The sequence below is a fragment of the Maribacter sp. PR66 genome (assembly GCF_028464205.1).
GTDB lineage: Bacteria > Bacteroidota > Bacteroidia > Flavobacteriales > Flavobacteriaceae > Maribacter > Maribacter flavus.
Genome location: NZ_JAQPCH010000004.1, coordinates 126,517 through 143,160, shown reverse-complemented (window position 1 = coordinate 143,160; position 16,644 = coordinate 126,517). Strand labels below are relative to the sequence as shown.

Genomic DNA, 16,644 nt, shown 5'->3' with positions numbered 1-16,644 from the left:
TGTAACGTACTATTTTAAAGTAAATTTAGTTTTGTATAAAAGCAATTGTTAACGCTGAACCATGAAAGTACTAAAGATTCTATCAATTTGTCTTTTGTTGACTATTTTTTCCTGTAAAGAGGATACGCCCGTTGAAAAACAGGATGCGAGTTCCGGTATTTCAACCTTTTATTTTATCAGACATGCAGAAAAGGATAGAACCTATCCGGAAGATGCAGACCCTGAACTCAACCAAAGTGGTTTGGGAAGGGCCATGCATTGGGCCGAAATCTTAAATGAGGTAGAATTGGATGCCATTTATTCCACAAATTTCAACAGGACATCCATGACAGCGGCACCAACATCGGTGAAAAAGAACATTGACGTGCAATATTATGATCCAAGAATTTTGGATATAGACCAGTTTAAAAAGGACAATTTAAATAAGAATGTTCTTGTGGTAGGTCATAGCAATACCACACCAGAATTTGTGAACTTACTTTTAGGGGAGGAACGATACGCTCCCATTGACGACGCTGAAAATGGAACCTTGTTCATAGTGACCATTGTAAACGGTGTCCCCTCAAGTACCCGATTGGTTTTTAATTGTAATTGCCCTGATTAACTTTCACGTTTTCCAAGGTTATATTGGAAAGTAATTCCAATTGGTTGTTTACATATAGACTGTCAATGTTGTAGATGGACGTATTCTCCGTGTTGGGTTTATAATTTTTATAGTCCACAAACCTGATATTGCCCACATAACGTTCGTTATACGCTTCACGAAAACGCTGGCCACCTCCATTAACATGAAATTCATAGGCCAAATAATCCGGTTTAAAGGTTTCCGTATGGAACCAATAGATGTAAACATCGTCAAAATCATCTCCGCCGCCTTCTTCTTTAAAGGTAACCTCGATTTTGTAATACGATTTGCCCTTAATGTCGACTTTACCCAAAAGCTTCTTTTGCACGGCCCTGTCGTTCAAACCGTAGGGCAGATTGGCAAAATAATGCACGGAGTTCACGGAATTGGCATAGTTGTTTGCTAGAGAATCGGTCAATACAATAAGACTGTCATTTACAAATCGCTTAAATCCAGAGGGTTCCTTTCTATCCAAAATAAGGGCCGTGTCACTTTCTATAATCCGCTCCAAGACTTTATTTCCATTCTCCAATTTTGAACTGTAATGAATGTCCCTAAAGTCAAAGTCGATATTGGAGTTCGTATAGTTACTCCCACCGCTTACTTGAATGCTTTGGTCTATTATTTCTTGGGCTGTGGGAATCTTTTCCTTTACCTCACAGCTCATAATAAGGCCAAGTAAAACGAAAAATGAAATAATTCTGGTCATTGATGTTTTCATGCTTAATCGTATACCTATCGGATTCATTACAAAATAAAAGCAATAAAACCTTATATCGCTTAAATGTGCTTATTTTTGTGGGAAATGCAGAAGAACATCAACATAAAAAATAAAAGGGCACGCTTTGAATATGAGCTGTTGGAAACCTTTACGGCAGGTATCGTACTAGCGGGAACCGAGATAAAATCCATCAGGTATGGAAAGGCTTCCATAACTGAAAGTTTTTGCGAGTTCAATGACCGTGGAGAACTTTTTGTGATCAATATGCAGATCGACGAGTATTCCCATGCATCGCACTTTAACCACAAACCCAAAGCGGAGCGTAAGCTCCTTTTGAACAAACGGGAGTTGAAAAAATTGCATAAAGAGGTCAAAACGACCGGACTTACCATAGTTCCGTTGACCTTGTTTATCAATGACCGTGGTCTTGCCAAAATACAGATTGCTTTGGCAAAAGGTAAAAAGCTTTACGATAAAAGGGAAACCATTAAGGACAGGGACAATAAGCGTAACCTGGAACGTATAAAAAAGAGCTTTAATGCCTAACTGCCTAGTTTTTGTCCTCCAACAAGGGCACAAACCGGAAAGAACCGTATTCCGTCTTTTTGAATTCCTTTTCAGAAGTTCTCTCAAAAAGCGTCATAATCTGCTCTTCGTATCCAACAGGAATCACAAGCCTACCCCCTACTTTTAGTTGGGACATCAATGCCTTTGGTACTTCTGGCGCACCAGCCGTAACGATAATGCGGTCAAAGGGTGCTTCTTCGGGAAGGCCTTTATAACCATCCCCAAAAACAAACTTCTTGGGGCGATAGCCCATTTTTTTAAAGAAGAGGTTCGTTTTTTTAAAAAGTTCCAACTGTCTTTCAATGGTGAAGACTTTTGCCTTGCATTTTAACAGCACGGCAGTTTGGTAACCACTTCCGGTGCCTATTTCCAAAACACTCAAATTGGGTTCCAGTTGCAATAATTCCGTTTGAAAGGCAACTGTATAGGGTTGGGAAATTGTTTGGTCTGCAGCAATAGGAAATGCTTTGTCTTGATATGCATGCCCTTCAAAACTACTGTCCATAAAAAGATGCCTCGGCACGGCCCTGATGGCATCCAAGACCTTTTTGTCGGTTATGCCCTTTTCAATCAGCAATTCTGCCAATTGATTTCGCATGCCCCTGTGTTTATAGGTGTCTTTCAATGTTAGCTTGGTTTGGTTACCAAAGTTATAAAAGATAGCATTAGAAATGAAGTGGCCCCAATGGTAATTATCAAAAATGGATTTTACAATGCTGTCGTAACTTATAAACTATGTGTATTTTTGATGAAAAAGTTACAACATGCTCAAAGTTGGGGTTCTAGGGGCCGGTCATTTAGGCAAGATTCATTTACGTTTGCTAAACCAATCCGAAAAATATGAATTGAAAGGGTTTTATGATGCCGATATCATGAATGGTACTAAAGTGGAGACCGAGTTTGGTTACACCTATTTTGACAACATCAACACGCTTATAAATGCCGTTGATGTGGTCGATATCGTCACTCCTACCCTTTCCCATTACGAATGCGCCAAGAAGGCCATGGAAAAAGGCAAGCATGTTTTTATTGAAAAACCCATTACAAATACCTTGGAAGAAGCTGAAGCGCTTTTGGTTCTTGAGCAAAAATTTGGGGTCAAGGGACAAGTGGGCCACGTGGAACGCTTCAACCCTGCTTTTACTGCAGTTAGGGAATCCATAAACCAACCCATGTTCATTGAAACGCATCGTTTGGCGGAGTTCAATCCTAGGGGTACGGATGTTCCGGTTGTATTGGATCTGATGATTCATGATATCGATGCCATTTTGAGCGTGGTGAATTCGAAGGTAATAGGTATAAAGGCAAGTGGGGTATCGGTGTTGAGTAAGTCCCCGGACATTGCGAATGCCCGATTGGAATTTGAGAATGGCTGCGTCGCCAACCTAACCGCAAGCCGTATTAGTCTTAAGAACATGCGTAAATCTAGATTTTTCCAAAAGGACGCTTATATATCCGTGGATTTTCTTGAGAAAAAGGTGGAAGTAGTGAAAATGAAGGACGCACCGGAGGTTCCCGGGGATTTTGATATGGTCTTGCAAAATGCGGAAGGCGTTAAAAAGCAGATTTATTTTGAAAATCCTTCCATTTTGGGCAACAATGCTATTTTGGATGAACTTGAATCCTTTGCTGATGCAATTAATAACAATACTACGCCCACAGTAACATTGCAACAGGGTACGGAGGCCTTAAAAGTGGCCTTACAGATTATAGATGCATTTGAGAATAAATCAGTGCTGGGATGATTATTGTAATCACCTAAATGCTTTAAATAAAAGAAAGAATGGAAAAAATTGCGGTGATAGGTGCTGGAACGATGGGTAACGGAATTGCCCATGTTTTTGCCCAAAATGGTTATAAGGTACAGTTAATCGACCTGAATGTAAATGCTCTTGAAAGGGGCATTGCCACCATTTCCAAGAATTTGGACCGAATGCTGGCCAAGGAAAAAATATCCGAAGTAGATAAACAAAATACTTTAGATAATATTGCTACATATACCGATTTGGAAAGCGGTGTTAAACAGGTGGATCTGGTCGTTGAGGCCGCCTCAGAGAAATTGGAAATCAAGCTGGATATTTTTAAAAAATTGGATGCCTTCTGCAAACCTGATGCTATCTTGGCAACCAATACATCCTCCATTTCCATTACCCAGATTGCTTCGGTGACCTCTAGGCCATCCCAGGTAATTGGGATGCATTTTATGAATCCAGTGCCCATTATGCAATTGGTGGAAATCATCCGTGGATATTCTACTTCGGACGAAACCACAAAACAGATTATGGAGCTTTCCAAGAAATTGGGAAAGACACCCACCGAAGTCAACGACTATCCCGGATTTGTGGCCAATAGGATTCTTATGCCTATGATAAACGAGGCCATAGAATCCCTACATCATGGGGTTGCGGGTGTATCGGAAATAGATACTGTAATGAAGTTAGGTATGGCCCACCCCATGGGACCGTTGCAATTGGCAGATTTCATTGGATTGGATGTTTGTTTATCCATTTTACAGGTGATGTACGACGGATTTAAAAACCCAAAATATGCACCTTCCCCCCTTTTGGTCAATATGGTTACCGCCGGAAAATTGGGCATTAAGTCCAAAGAAGGATTCTACGATTATTCAGAAAACACAAAAGCCGAAACCGTTTCAAATCAGTTTAAATAATATCCATGTCCATAGCCGAAAACCTTAGATACATCAAAAATGAGATTCCTGAAAGCGTAACCTTGGTAGCGGTTTCCAAAACCAAACCGGTGTCTGATCTTATGGAAGCCTACCAAAGCGGACATAAAATCTTCGGGGAGAACAAGGTGCAGGAAATGGTCCAAAAATGGGAGGAAATGCCCAAGGATATCCAATGGCATATGATCGGACACGTACAACGCAACAAGGTCAAATATATGGCGGAGTTCGTTTCCTTGATACATGGGGTTGACAGTTTAAAATTATTATCCGAAATCGATAAACAGGCGAAAAAGCACGATCGGGTAATCCCCTGTCTTTTACAGGTACACATTGCCGAAGAAGATACCAAATTTGGTTTCGATGCCGATGAAATAACCGATTTGATTCACCATCCGGAATACAAAAAACTACAGAACATATCCGTTCAAGGATTGATGGGTATGGCCACCTTTACGGATGACATGGAACAGGTTAGAAGGGAATTCAGGACCTTGAACAGGCTTTTTCGCGAATTGAAAAATACACTTCCCCAAATAGCCATTCTTTCCATGGGAATGAGCGGCGATTATACCGTTGCCATTGAAGAAGGAAGCACGATGGTACGCATTGGAAGTAGTATCTTTGGAAAACGGAATTACAACTAAACGTGTTAGTGCAACGTTCAAAATAGGATTGAAATTATTTTATGTACGCCATACTGGATATAGAAACGACGGGAGGGAAATTCAATGAAGAGGGCATTACGGAAATCGCGATTCATAAATTCGATGGGCATAAAGTAACCGATTCTTTTATCAGCTTGATCAATCCCGAAAAGGAAATACAGCCGTATGTGGTCAATTTAACGGGCATAAACAACAAAATGCTCCGCACCGCACCCAGGTTTCATGAGGTTGCCAAAAGAATCATCGAAATTACCGAGGATGCCGTACTAGTAGCACATAATGCTCAGTTCGACTATCGTATCCTGAGAACGGAATTTCGTAGATTGGGTTATAACTACGAGCGAAAAAGCCTCTGCACGGTCGACCTGTCCAAAGTGCTTTTACCCGATGCCGAATCCTATAGTTTGGGTAAATTGGTAAGATCCCTGGGTATTCCGGTAAGTGACCGTCACCGGGCAAATGGAGATGCCCTGGCTACCGTAAAATTATTCAAGCTACTGCTGGCAAAGGATACGGGAAAGACCATAATCCAGGATGTCATTAGAAAAGAGGCGCATGGGGAACTCTCTGAAAAACAATTGGATATTGTCCAAAGCATGCCCAATACGACCGGTGTTTTTTACATGCATAACAAGGATGGGGATATCATTTACTTGAGCAAAAGCACCGATATCAAAAAAAAGGTGAACCAACTATTTACCAAGGCTGGGGAACGGGCCAGAAAACTGACCAAGGATACCAGAAAGGTTACCTATGAAAAAACGGGCAGCGAATTGGTGGCACTGCTCAAAGAACATCAGGAACTATTAAAAAATAGGCCTAAATACAATTCCATGCCAAGAAAAAGAATGTTCTCCCATACGCTCTGTCTTTCAAAAAATGAATATGGGTATTTGGGATTAAAAACTGTCAAGGTAAATCAGTGTACGGACGCTTGGGGATTTTTCAACGGGGAATTCAGTGCCAAAAATCATTTGTTTAAGATCACTAGGGAATTCAACCTATGTGACAAAATCAATGGCATAAGTGAGGCCAGAGGTAACTGTGCCAACTATTTGGAAGGCAAATGCAAGGGTGCCTGTATTCAAAGGGAAGATGTTGAAACCTACAATGAACGGATTTTGGAAGCTCTGCAAAAATATTCGCTAAGGAACAGGGAAGTGGTGTTGGTAGATAAAGGTCGTGAGGTAGGTGAATATTCGGCCATTATGGTTCGGAAAGGTTCTTTGGTGGGTGTTGGTTATTACGACCTTAACCATCAAATAAATAATATTCATATCTTAGAAAATTTGATAACTCCAATGAACGGCACTCAAAACGCCAATTTCATTATTGAATCATATCTAAGAAAACGGAAAATATTGAAAACGATTTCCTTGTAAATACCATTGAACAAGAAGGGCGAAAATACCGATTGGAAACAGAAACTTCATGAAATCATTTATGAGGCAGACACCCCTATGGGCAAATGGTTTGATATTGTCCTTATTTTTGTCATACTCTTCAGTGTGCTGTTGATTATGTTGGAAAGTGTGAAGCAAATCGATGAGGAATATCATAGAACACTTCTTACCTTGGAATGGGTCGTCACCATTCTTTTCACCATAGAGTACATCGCAAGGATCATTTGCATACAAAAGCCCTTTAAGTATATTTTCAGTTTCTACGGCATCATCGATTTTTTATCCACGATTCCCTTATACCTTTCCTATGTGCTTGCGGGCTCCCAGGTTTTGTTGGCGGTGCGGGCATTTAGATTGTTGCGCGTATTTAGGATATTGAAATTGGTCCGTTTTCTTGGCGAAGCCTCACAATTGAAAAGTGCTTTGAGAGCAAGTAGCGCCAAGATTACGGTCTTTTTGTTTGCCGTTTTGATACTTTCCGTAATGTTGGGTACTTTGATGTATTTGGTAGAAGGCGACGAAGCTGGATTTACCAGCATCCCCATGAGTATTTATTGGACCATAGTTACACTTACTACGGTAGGTTACGGAGATATTGCTCCCATAACCCCTCAGGGTCAGTTCATTGCAACCGTTATTATGCTGCTGGGTTATGGTGTTATTGCCGTGCCAACGGGGATGGTAACCGTTGAATTTGGGAAACGGTCCAGGGCTTTAAAAACGGGCGAGGATAAAGTGGAAAAATTCGTCCACGTAAACACCCAAGCGTGTCCATCATGTTCCAAGGAAGGTCATAGGGACGATGCCAGCCATTGTTATAATTGCGGAAGTTTGCTGAATGAATAAAGTGCTCATTTCTGTAATTGGTCCCACGGCGATCGGGAAAACGCGATTGGCCATTTTATTGGCAAATCATTACAAAACGGAAATCATTTCCGCGGATTCCCGACAGTTTTTTAAGGAAATGTCAATAGGTACCGCTGTACCAAACCCTACCGAGCTTTCCAGTGCCGTTCATCATTGCATACAGCATAAAAGTATACTTGAACCCTATTCCGTGGGTGATTTTGAGAGGGATGCCCTAAACATGTTGAAGGGAATATTTCAAAAAAATCATGTGGCAATCATGGTGGGTGGTAGCGGTCTTTATGTGGATGCCGTCACCAAGGGACTGGATTCCTTTCCCCTAGTGGATAGTGCCATACGTGAAAAACTGAACAGGGAGCTAGCCGAAATAGGAATTGAAAGTTTACAATCCAGACTCAAAGAACTCGACCCCGATCACTATCAAAAAATGGATATTCAAAACCCCCATCGTATCATAAGGGCCTTGGAAATCTGTTATGGTACGGGAAAACCTTATTCCAGTTTTTTGAATAGGCCCAAAGACAAAAGAAACTTCAAAGTGGTATCCGTTGGTTTAATGGCCGACAGAAAAGTGGTCTATAATAGAATTAATGAAAGGGTGGATGGTATGATGCAGGACGGTCTGTTGGCAGAAGTGAAATCCCTCGTTGCATATAGCGATTTGAACGCACTACAAACGGTAGGTTACAAGGAACTTTTTGAGTATTTAAATGGAAATTGGACCTTGGATTTTGCGGTTTCCGAAATAAAGAAAAATACGCGAAGATTTGCCAAAAGACAGATTACCTGGTTCAAAAAAACCGAGGACGTCCTGTGGTTGGATTTTGATAACACTACAGATAAAATGATTACCAAAGTTGATAGGAAGGTCAAAGAATTACAAAATGAATGAAACAAAAATTATTTTCGTAATGGGTGTTTCCGGTTGTGGAAAATCGACCGTTGGGAACCTTTTGGCCAAGAAATTGGGTTATACCTTTTTTGATGGGGACCATTACCATCCCCAAGCGAACATCGATAAGATGAGCAAAGGGATTCCCTTAGATGATAACGATAGAAAAGGTTGGCTGGAAACATTGAATGAATTAGGAAAAAAGCATCGGGAGCAGGGGGCCGTAATCGTATGTTCCGCATTAAAAGCAACCTATAGGGAAAGGCTAAGGAAAGGGTTGGAAGAAGGGGCAGTTTTTCTTTTTCTAAAGGGTACTTTGGAGCAAATTAGTTATAGGCTTAGTTTAAGAAAGGGGCATTTCATGCCAAAGGAATTGCTCCAATCTCAATTTGAAACTTTGGAGGAGCCAGAAAACGCCCTTGTAGTGGCTATAGACAATTCACCTGAAGCCATAGTTGATCAAGTAGTAAACATGCTCTCCAATTAAAAGTTTTTTCAGTATTCACAAAAATCCGTTTAGCATCTGAAGCCACATTACGGTAGTTATCTTTCATCGCCATTCCGCTGTAAAAATGGATTGATAATTCAATTAAAGCAATAAATCAAATGGTGTGAGTTAAAGGAATTTCTTCCTGTAATCCACACCATTGAAAATTGATTTAGGCAATCAGAGTCGGTCAAGTTTAAATCCAACTTTAAAAGATAATGGATGGTAAATTACCTCTAATTTCCATTGATTAACATAGGTGTCTTTCCATCCGTCACGATAATCTTTGTGTTGGGCGAAGAGGAGAGTTTATTGAATGCCTCAATACTACGTATTTGAATAATCTCATCGGTTAGACCTTCAGATAATATTTTCTGAGCATCCCTTTCTCCTTGTGCATCGATTATTTTTCGGTCTGCCTCTAATTTTGCTTGCTGCAAGACGAACTCCATCCGAAGTGCGTCCTGTTCAGCTTGTAACTTTCTTTCTATGGAACTGGCCAGCCCAGGCGGTAACTGAATACTTTTCATGAGTACTGAAATCAATTCTATACCATCTGCCTGCTTCTTAAGGTTTTCGTTCATTTTGGTTTTGATTTCTGCCTCTATATTGGCACGCATACCTGAATGCATGTCTTTAGCGAAAAATTTGGCACAGACGTCTGATGAGGCAGAGCGGAATACACTTGTGATGATGGATTCATAATCGCGACCTAAATTTTGTAGGACGCTTGGAATCTTATCACGCTCAAGTCTGTATAAGATGGATATTTCAGATTCAACACTCAGTCCCTCTTTGCTAGGAAGGGTCAAAAATAGCTTGATGTTATTCGTTTGTGTCGACTCTTTAATGACCTTACTGGTCAATGGATTGTAGAATACGGTTCCCTCAGTAACCACATCGTTGTCAAACTTGCCCAAAGTTTGTCGTACCCCAGCCTCGCCTGGACGTATAACAGCGCAACTTGAACTCATAATCAAAAATATTGAAACGGGTAAAATCATCTTTTTCATGATGCAGCATTTTAAGGTTTTTATTAATCTAAGCGTCCAGAAAGGCTATAAAGTTTTGGGCAAAATCATCTTTTTCAAAATGTTTTTAGGAACCTAAACTTTGGTATGGAATCTGGTTTTCAATGAGTTAAATGGCCAGATTTCCATTAAGCCTCTTATCTATCTTTCTTTTCTTTTGGGTAATTCTTTTCATGATTTCCATTAATTTAGAGTCCTTACTCTTCTTGTAAATTTCATTAATGGCCAATACCAATTCTTTTGCCTCCCTAGAAGCGGCAATACGATCACTAGTGGACATATTGCTCATTTTCATGTTCTCAAATTTCTCAGCTCTATAAAGTAAATCCATTTTAATATTGTTTAAATTTTTAATAAAAATATTAAACAGGCTTGTTCTGATAATTACATTTAATTTTATTTTAAATCACTTTTATGACCGATTTAACACATTTACAAGGAGCTACTTTGGGACTATATTGTCCTTTAGAATTGTTAGGTTCTAATTAAATCGGTTCGAAAATGAAGGGAAATGTTTAAAATGAAAATTGGAGTATCACAGGAAGCATGGGAGCTGAAAGTTCCCATTAGACTAAATTTCTAATAATGTTGGTTGATGCTAAAAATGAGTAAGTATCTATCTATGAAGTGGTTTATACTTTGGCATAGTAATTATTTTTAATGGGGCAATAGTTCAACTTTATGCCATGTATTGTCTCCATCTGAAATAGTAAAATGTAGTTTTGTATTGGAAAAAATAAATTATTGCAATTTTCTTTCAAACTAAAAAAGCACCCTTTAGGGTGCTTTAATATTAATTTATTGTTAGAATAGGATTATTCGTCCTCATTTTTTATGACCAACCGGAAGCCTTCGCCATGGATGTTCAAAATTTCCACATTTTCATCCCGTTTTAGGTATTTTCTAAGTTTGGCGATGTATACGTCCATACTTCTGGAAGTAAAGTAATTGTCATCTCTCCAGATTTTAGTAAGTGCCAATTCCCTAGGCATCAGATCGTTTTCATGAAGGGCCAAAAGCCGTAACAGCTCGTTCTCCTTAGGCGAAAGTTTTATAGCTTCCTCTTCCTTGTACTTTAAAAAGCGAAGTTTTGAATTGAGATGGAAGCCCCCAATTTCAAACTTTTTGCTATCGGCGAGGCTGCTGGATGCTTTTCTTTGAAGTATGGCCTTTATTTTCATCAATAGAACCTCAGAGTCAAAAGGTTTGTTCAGATAATCATCGGCGCCGGCCTTATAACCTTTTAGGACATCTTCCTTCATGGTTTTGGCCGTTAAAAAAACTATGGGAACGTTTTCGTTCTTTTCCCTAATCTCCTTAGCCAAGGTAAACCCATCCTTATAGGGCATCATAACATCCAAAATGCAAATGTCATAATTGTCCTTCTTAAACTTTTCAAATCCCTCCATACCATTTTTGGCCAAGGTTACATCAAAGTCGTTCATGGACAAGTAGTCCTTAAGGACAATGCCAAAGTTTGGATCGTCTTCTACTAAAAGTATCTTCTTATTTACTGTTTCCATAATTTTTAAATTAAAGGCAGTTTAATGTAGAAAGTGCTTCCTTTGTCTTTTTCACTTTCCGCATATACCTCCCCTTGATGATCATCTACTATTTTTTTAACATAGGCCAGTCCTAATCCATGACCCTTAACATTGTGAATATCTCCGGTGTGTTCTCTATAAAATTTTTCAAAAACCCGTTTTAATACGGCCTTGCTCATCCCTGCTCCTTGATCTTGCACTTTAATAAGAATACTATTCTTTACCACTTCCGTAAATACGTCTATTTTGGGCGCATCATTGGAATATTTTATGGCGTTATCCAAAATATTAACAATGACATTGGTAAAGTGCATCTCATTTGCAAGTACCTCGGAACGTTGCGCATCCAAATGGGTTTCAATATAACCACCTCTATCCTGAACGATGAGTTCCACATGCGTAATGGCATCGTTTATTATATCATGCGCATCTACCCTATCCTTACTGATATCCAATTGGTTTTTTTCCAATTTGGAAATACGAAGTACATTTTCAACTTGCGCGTGCATACGTTTGTTCTCGTCCCTGATCATTTGTAAATAGCGCGAAACCTTTTCCTGATCACCTATGATTTTTGGATTTCGAATCGCTTCAACGGCCAGGTTGATTGTTGCAATGGGCGTCTTGAACTCATGCGTCATATTGTTGATGAAATCCGATTTTATCTCGGATATCTGTTTTTGCCTTATCAACTGGTATATCGCCCCAGAATAAGCAATGACAATTATTAGTGTAAAAAGCAGAGACAATAATGCCAATCCCAAAATGGACTGGACTAAAAAGCGCTTCTTTTTTGGAAATGAAACCAACAAGTCAAAATTGGAAATACCATCAAAATCCGTAAATAGGGGTGACTTGTAGATATTCGCTTCGGAATATTTGAACTTTCTTGACTTCAATTTGGTCGGCAAGCCATTGCTGTAGACCCCATATTCAAAAGCTATATCTACGCCCCTGTCTGCCAATTCCCGTTGTACCAATAACTCAATTTCCTGTTTGGATACGCGCTTGTGAATTGGTACCCTTTTGGCGTAGTTCGTAAAAAGATCTTCAACGGCATACTTGTCAATATCCCTCAAACCACCTATTTTTTCCAATCTTTGGATAGGTGTAAGTCGATATCCTTTACCATCTATATTTAGATCTTCCCTAAAAATAGAAGTGGTACGCTTACTCGTATAGTTTTTGATGAAAGTGGTATCGCCCACTTCTCCATTATCAAAGAACGTTGAGGAAATTCCATAGTCCTCCTCCAGGATACCATGCTCATACAACAATATCTCATTGGAATTGACATCCCGATCAATGAAAAAGAAATTTCTGAAGTGGGTTTCCTTCAACTCCCCGATACTATCCTTTGCATAAAGATATCTATCGTAATAATTTTTTTTCTCCCGCTCCTCTATTTGATTGGTAACACTGTTTAAAGCTTCGGAAACAACATTTGAAAACTGTTCCTCCTTATTCTCGACGGATTTTTTTATCCAAAAACTTTGAACAAAAATCAACCCAATTAGAGAAAGGCTCATTAGAACTACCAAGAGAACAAATAACCTCTTATTCATTATAATGTTAAAATTAAATATTTACAGGGAAGCCCTAAGTACGTTTAACCAAACCTTAACACAAATGTTAAAATTTGCCGTCCCTAGGAAAAATCAAGGATTCGCGAATGAATCTCGTCCACTTTTGCACTTGTTTTTTCTAGGTCGATATTTTCAATGACATAGTCCGCTAAGGGCAACTTTTTTGAATCCTCCAACTGATTGTTCATTCGGGCCAAAATCTCTTCGCGTGTCGCGTTGTCCCGTTCCAAAAGCCGTTTTATGCGCACTTCTGTTGGGGCCGTGACCAAAATAACTTTATCATATAAACCCTGGGCGTTGTTTTCAAACAACAATGCGGTTTCCTGAATTACGTACGGGGCATTTTGAGTTTCACTCCATTTAACAAAATGTTTTCGAACGACAGGATGTACAATTTTGTTTAACCTTTTCAATAATTTTGGGTCGTTAAAAACCGACTGTGCTATATATGCACGGTTCAATTTGCCTTCTTGATAGGCCGTTTCCCCAAACAAGTCTACCAATTTTTTTCTAATGGTTTTGGAGGTATGCATAAGTTTTTTGGCCTCCAAATCAGAATTATAAATAGGCACACCCAATTCTTCAAACATCTTTGCTACGGTAGTTTTTCCACTACCAATGCCTCCGGTAAGGCCAATTATTTTCATCTGTTTAAAAGCGTTTAAAAAATTTTGGATGCCACAAAAAGTAATAAATTAAAAATAGTTTCCTCTTTATAAGTCAGGTATTATTCCTTCTTTAAAATAAATTCAACTTCCTGGGGTCTTAGGATGGCACTATTGATATTTTCCGGTTTTTCCCGGAGCACCACGGGCAACATATTTTGGTTATTTTCCTCGATTTTTTCATAATCTGCCAAAACCAGAAAATCCTCTGAGGAAATCTTTTTGAGCACTTCCAAGGGTGCTTGGCAAACGACCTGAACGACATCCGGGAACATACGGACCTGAACGCTATCCGGTAGGTTCAACATAGTGACCGGAACTTCAAAAACCTGTTCTGAAAATTTGTAAATCTTCCCAGAAATTGTCACTATAGTAGGCTCAAAATTGGTCTTTGTCAATTCCCGGGATTTAACCAACGTAATTTTCTTTGTAAAATCAGTAGTTAGGTTCAATAGTTCCGTATAGGAGGTAGAAACGGACGAAATAGTATCAATTTGGGATTTTGGGCCGTTGACAACAATGGTTTTGGGTTCAATTACCAAAGAGTCCATAAGTGTGTGGTTCTTGGCAAATGTAATGTTGAGCTTTGGTAAAACAGGAACTTCCTTGGATTCAAGTGTAGTCAATTTCACAAAAATCGTGTCGTTGTCCATATCCAGCAGTTCCATGTTGTTGGATAGTTGATCTCGTACTTGCTTTCTGTAAACGGATGGAGGTATGTAAAAGCGATCCGACTTCTTTTGTATGTCCGATAAATTGATCTGGATGCTCTTTTTTCTGATGCCAAACCCAATAAATTGAAAGCCTACGGCACGTAACCGAACCCGTAGTTCACTTCTAGGATTTTCTACTAAGAGATACTCTGGTGGAACATTTACATAGTTCAATTCAAAAGAGGTCGTACCTACAAACGTTTGGGCAAGATTGTTCACCAACCATGCTAAAAAGGAGAAAAATAAAAAGACCAAAAATACCTTGACCTTACGCTTTTTTAATCCCGTCTTTATTCGCTCTATAATCACAACCTATCCTAAGTTCTAAAAAATAATTTCGGAAAAATTTCCTCCGGTGTCCTACTACTAAATGTAGTATAAAAAGTAGACTTCAAAAAACCAAAACCATAGCCTCCGAATTGCACCAACGTAGCGAAAACAGCCATACTGCCCACTTTTAAGCTTTTAGTGCTAACAGTAGCATCCATAAACAAGACCAGAAAGTAAATCAAAACGCAAATTAAAGGAGCCTTAAAACCCAAAAAAGCGAATCCAATAGATATTAAGAGGAATAAAATAAACAACGTGGGAAACCAATAGGTCAATTTTGCCGTTGTTGGGTGCCACTTGTTAAGTATGGGGCGTACCATTCCAAATTTCCTGACCTGTATGTAAAATTTGTTCCAGTCTATCCTTCTTTTATGGTATACAAAGGCTTCGGGTATCAATTTTGTCTCATAACCCTTTTCCCAGATACGGATCGTCAAATCTGGGTCTTCGCCGGGATGGATATTCCCATAACCGCCAGTGGCTTCAAATGCTTCCTTTGAAATGCCCATATTAAAACTTCTGGGCTGGAATTTATTTACGGCATCCTTTCTTCCGCGGATTCCGCCTGTGGTCAAAAAGGAGGTCATGGCATAATTGATTGCCTTTTGCACATCACTAAAAGAGGAGTGTGCCGCATCAGGGCCGCCATAGCAATGTACAAATTCCTGGGTTAGGCTTTTTTCAGCCTCCTCCAAATATTGTGGCGGTAGAATGCAATCGGAATCCAGGACAATGAAATAGTTCCCCTTGGCATTTTTCATACCAAAATTACGGGAATCCCCTGGGCCAGAATTTGGTTTTTGAAAATAGGATATATTGAGTTGTCCCTCATAACTTGCAACAACCTCTTTTGAGGGAACTGTGGAACCATCTTCAATAACCACAACTTCAAATTCCTTGGGATAGGTCTGTTTTAAAAGACTCTCCAAAAGTTCCTCTATTTCGCTGGGCCTGTTATATACCGGGATTATAAACGAAAATGATAAATTCATTTCAAATTTTCACATATTAAAATCCCCGATAATTCTCACAAAATCTTTTTAGAATTTATCTATCACCTCCTGACTAACGCCTGTATTGGAGAATCCGCCATCATGGAAAAGATTCTGCATGGTCACTTTTCTTGTTAGGTCTGAGAATAAAGTTAGGGTATAGTCTGCACAATCTTGGGCAGTCGCATTCCCCAAAGGCGACATTTTTTCCGCGTAATTAATAAAGCCATCAAAGCCCTTGATACCCTGACCGGCAGTGGTTGCCGTTGGGGATTGGGAAATAGTATTGACCCGAACCTTTTTTTCCTTACCGAAGAAATAACCAAAACTACGGGCTACGGACTCCAGATAGGCTTTATTGTCTGCCATATCGTTATAATCTGGGAACGTACGCTGTGCGGCCATATACGTCAAGGCAACGATACTGCCCCACTCGTTCATTGCATCGTTCTTGTATAAGGATTGCATTACTTTATGAAAGGATAGCGCGGAGACATCCCAGCCTTTTGCCGTAAAATCATAGTTTTCATCGGTATATGCCCTTCCCTTTCGCACATTCACTGACATCCCTATAGAATGTAGTACAAAATCCAACTTGCCCCCCAAAATTTCCATGGACTTGGTCACTAAATTGGACAAATCTTCCTCATTCGTGGCATCGGCGGGAATAATTTCGGAACCCGTCTTTTCGGCCAACTCCTTGATCTGCCCCATTCGCATCGCTATGGGAGCATTGGTTAGGACAAATGTTCCACCTTCCTCATGCACGCGTTCCGCCGTTTTCCATGCGATTGAATTGGCATCCAATGCGCCAAAAATGATTCCCTTTTTTCCTTTCAATAGATTATAGGCCATGTTCGTTGG

General features: G+C 39.6%; 19 protein-coding genes. 9 read left to right on the top strand and 10 right to left on the bottom strand.

Annotation, left to right across the window (positions count from 1 at the left end):
- The first annotated feature begins 61 nt into the window (after positions 1 to 61).
- On the top strand, positions 62 to 604 hold the full coding sequence (locus tag PP181_RS09560; RefSeq protein WP_272636910.1) for a SixA phosphatase family protein: 543 nt from the start codon (positions 62 to 64) through the stop codon (positions 602 to 604).
- Here the strand turns inward: PP181_RS09560 and PP181_RS09555 are convergent.
- Positions 582 to 1,334: a DUF6503 family protein gene (locus PP181_RS09555; RefSeq protein WP_272636909.1), complete on the bottom strand. Its 753-nt coding sequence runs from the start codon at positions 1,332 to 1,334 to the stop codon at positions 582 to 584. The two genes, PP181_RS09560 and PP181_RS09555, sit on opposite strands and share 23 nt — an antisense overlap.
- A gap of 96 nt (positions 1,335 to 1,430) precedes the next feature.
- On the opposite strand from PP181_RS09555, the gene smpB reads away from it, so the two are divergent.
- Positions 1,431 to 1,892, top strand: a complete 462-nt coding sequence (smpB, locus tag PP181_RS09550; protein WP_272637011.1) for an SsrA-binding protein SmpB — start codon at positions 1,431 to 1,433, stop codon at positions 1,890 to 1,892.
- A gap of 4 nt (positions 1,893 to 1,896) precedes the next feature.
- Here smpB and PP181_RS09545 read toward each other — a convergent pair whose 3' ends face one another.
- Complete coding sequence (locus PP181_RS09545; protein ID WP_154919392.1) at positions 1,897 to 2,538, bottom strand: protein-L-isoaspartate(D-aspartate) O-methyltransferase; 642 nt, start codon at positions 2,536 to 2,538, stop codon at positions 1,897 to 1,899.
- 139 nt (positions 2,539 to 2,677) lie between these two features.
- Between PP181_RS09545 and PP181_RS09540 the strand changes: the two genes are divergently transcribed.
- Genes PP181_RS09540 through PP181_RS09510 form a run of 7 tightly spaced genes read left to right on the top strand, consistent with a single transcriptional unit; the run spans position 2,678 to position 8,919 of the window.
- Complete coding sequence (locus PP181_RS09540) at positions 2,678 to 3,658, top strand: Gfo/Idh/MocA family protein (RefSeq protein ID WP_272636908.1); 981 nt, start codon at positions 2,678 to 2,680, stop codon at positions 3,656 to 3,658.
- A gap of 38 nt (positions 3,659 to 3,696) precedes the next feature.
- Positions 3,697 to 4,584 carry a 3-hydroxyacyl-CoA dehydrogenase family protein gene (locus PP181_RS09535; RefSeq protein WP_272636907.1) on the top strand — a complete coding sequence of 296 codons (888 nt, stop codon included), beginning with the start codon at positions 3,697 to 3,699 and terminating at the stop codon, positions 4,582 to 4,584.
- A 5-nt stretch (positions 4,585 to 4,589) separates the two neighbouring features.
- Positions 4,590 to 5,249: a YggS family pyridoxal phosphate-dependent enzyme gene (locus PP181_RS09530; RefSeq protein ID WP_272636906.1), complete on the top strand. Its 660-nt coding sequence runs from the start codon at positions 4,590 to 4,592 to the stop codon at positions 5,247 to 5,249.
- A 41-nt stretch (positions 5,250 to 5,290) separates the two neighbouring features.
- A complete protein-coding gene (locus PP181_RS09525) occupies positions 5,291 to 6,652 on the top strand; it encodes an exonuclease domain-containing protein (protein ID WP_272636905.1) in 1,362 nt (453 codons plus the stop codon).
- 6 nt (positions 6,653 to 6,658) lie between these two features.
- On the top strand, positions 6,659 to 7,519 hold the full coding sequence (locus PP181_RS09520) for an ion transporter (RefSeq protein ID WP_240042712.1): 861 nt from the start codon (positions 6,659 to 6,661) through the stop codon (positions 7,517 to 7,519).
- The gene (gene miaA / locus PP181_RS09515; protein WP_272636904.1) at positions 7,512 to 8,432 is read left to right on the top strand and encodes a tRNA (adenosine(37)-N6)-dimethylallyltransferase MiaA; all 921 of its coding nucleotides are present in this window, start codon (positions 7,512 to 7,514) and stop codon (positions 8,430 to 8,432) included. Before PP181_RS09520 ends, miaA begins: the two co-directional genes overlap by 8 nt.
- Complete coding sequence (locus tag PP181_RS09510; RefSeq protein WP_272636903.1) at positions 8,425 to 8,919, top strand: gluconokinase; 495 nt, start codon at positions 8,425 to 8,427, stop codon at positions 8,917 to 8,919. Before miaA ends, PP181_RS09510 begins: the two co-directional genes overlap by 8 nt.
- Before the next feature lie 236 nt (positions 8,920 to 9,155).
- On the opposite strand, the gene PP181_RS09505 is transcribed toward PP181_RS09510, so the two are convergent.
- From PP181_RS09505 to PP181_RS09470, 8 genes are all read right to left on the bottom strand, one after another.
- Positions 9,156 to 9,893 (bottom strand): prohibitin family protein, encoded by a 738-nt coding sequence (locus tag PP181_RS09505; RefSeq protein ID WP_272636902.1) that lies wholly within the window; start codon positions 9,891 to 9,893, stop codon positions 9,156 to 9,158.
- A 166-nt stretch (positions 9,894 to 10,059) separates the two neighbouring features.
- Complete coding sequence (locus PP181_RS09500) at positions 10,060 to 10,281, bottom strand: hypothetical protein (RefSeq protein WP_272636901.1); 222 nt, start codon at positions 10,279 to 10,281, stop codon at positions 10,060 to 10,062.
- Positions 10,282 to 10,765: 484 nt separating this feature from the next.
- Complete coding sequence (locus PP181_RS09495; RefSeq protein ID WP_272636900.1) at positions 10,766 to 11,473, bottom strand: response regulator transcription factor; 708 nt, start codon at positions 11,471 to 11,473, stop codon at positions 10,766 to 10,768.
- Between the two features lie 5 nt (positions 11,474 to 11,478).
- A complete protein-coding gene (locus PP181_RS09490; RefSeq protein ID WP_272636899.1) occupies positions 11,479 to 13,059 on the bottom strand; it encodes a sensor histidine kinase in 1,581 nt (526 codons plus the stop codon).
- 83 nt (positions 13,060 to 13,142) lie between these two features.
- Positions 13,143 to 13,727, bottom strand: a complete 585-nt coding sequence (coaE, locus tag PP181_RS09485) for a dephospho-CoA kinase (protein WP_272636898.1) — start codon at positions 13,725 to 13,727, stop codon at positions 13,143 to 13,145.
- Positions 13,728 to 13,807: 80 nt separating this feature from the next.
- On the bottom strand, positions 13,808 to 14,767 hold the full coding sequence (locus PP181_RS09480; RefSeq protein ID WP_272636897.1) for a CdaR family protein: 960 nt from the start codon (positions 14,765 to 14,767) through the stop codon (positions 13,808 to 13,810).
- An 8-nt stretch (positions 14,768 to 14,775) separates the two neighbouring features.
- Complete coding sequence (locus tag PP181_RS09475) at positions 14,776 to 15,780, bottom strand: glycosyltransferase (protein WP_272636896.1); 1,005 nt, start codon at positions 15,778 to 15,780, stop codon at positions 14,776 to 14,778.
- A 48-nt stretch (positions 15,781 to 15,828) separates the two neighbouring features.
- Complete coding sequence (locus PP181_RS09470) at positions 15,829 to 16,635, bottom strand: enoyl-ACP reductase FabI (protein ID WP_138258155.1); 807 nt, start codon at positions 16,633 to 16,635, stop codon at positions 15,829 to 15,831.
- Between the last annotated feature and the right edge of the window lie 9 nt (positions 16,636 to 16,644).

What these genes read in the sequence shown, in the direction of transcription:
- smpB (WP_272637011.1), top strand. Translation starts at nt 1,431, where the DNA reads ATGCAGAAGAACATCAACATAAAAAATAAAAGGGCACGCTTTGAATAT.
- PP181_RS09475 (WP_272636896.1), bottom strand. Translation starts at nt 15,780, where the DNA reads ATGAATTTATCATTTTCGTTTATAATCCCGGTATATAACAGGCCCAGC.
- coaE (WP_272636898.1), bottom strand. Translation starts at nt 13,727, where the DNA reads ATGAAAATAATTGGCCTTACCGGAGGCATTGGTAGTGGAAAAACTACC.
- PP181_RS09495 (WP_272636900.1), bottom strand. Translation starts at nt 11,473, where the DNA reads ATGGAAACAGTAAATAAGAAGATACTTTTAGTAGAAGACGATCCAAAC.
- PP181_RS09500 (WP_272636901.1), bottom strand. Translation starts at nt 10,281, where the DNA reads ATGGATTTACTTTATAGAGCTGAGAAATTTGAGAACATGAAAATGAGC.
- PP181_RS09530 (WP_272636906.1), top strand. Translation starts at nt 4,590, where the DNA reads ATGTCCATAGCCGAAAACCTTAGATACATCAAAAATGAGATTCCTGAA.
- PP181_RS09470 (WP_138258155.1), bottom strand. Translation starts at nt 16,635, where the DNA reads ATGGCCTATAATCTATTGAAAGGAAAAAAGGGAATCATTTTTGGCGCA.
- PP181_RS09525 (WP_272636905.1), top strand. Translation starts at nt 5,291, where the DNA reads ATGTACGCCATACTGGATATAGAAACGACGGGAGGGAAATTCAATGAA.
- PP181_RS09555 (WP_272636909.1), bottom strand. Translation starts at nt 1,334, where the DNA reads ATGACCAGAATTATTTCATTTTTCGTTTTACTTGGCCTTATTATGAGC.
- PP181_RS09510 (WP_272636903.1), top strand. Translation starts at nt 8,425, where the DNA reads ATGAATGAAACAAAAATTATTTTCGTAATGGGTGTTTCCGGTTGTGGA.
- PP181_RS09560 (WP_272636910.1), top strand. Translation starts at nt 62, where the DNA reads ATGAAAGTACTAAAGATTCTATCAATTTGTCTTTTGTTGACTATTTTT.
- PP181_RS09540 (WP_272636908.1), top strand. Translation starts at nt 2,678, where the DNA reads ATGCTCAAAGTTGGGGTTCTAGGGGCCGGTCATTTAGGCAAGATTCAT.
- PP181_RS09535 (WP_272636907.1), top strand. Translation starts at nt 3,697, where the DNA reads ATGGAAAAAATTGCGGTGATAGGTGCTGGAACGATGGGTAACGGAATT.
- miaA (WP_272636904.1), top strand. Translation starts at nt 7,512, where the DNA reads ATGAATAAAGTGCTCATTTCTGTAATTGGTCCCACGGCGATCGGGAAA.
- PP181_RS09505 (WP_272636902.1), bottom strand. Translation starts at nt 9,893, where the DNA reads ATGAGTTCAAGTTGCGCTGTTATACGTCCAGGCGAGGCTGGGGTACGA.
- PP181_RS09490 (WP_272636899.1), bottom strand. Translation starts at nt 13,059, where the DNA reads ATGAATAAGAGGTTATTTGTTCTCTTGGTAGTTCTAATGAGCCTTTCT.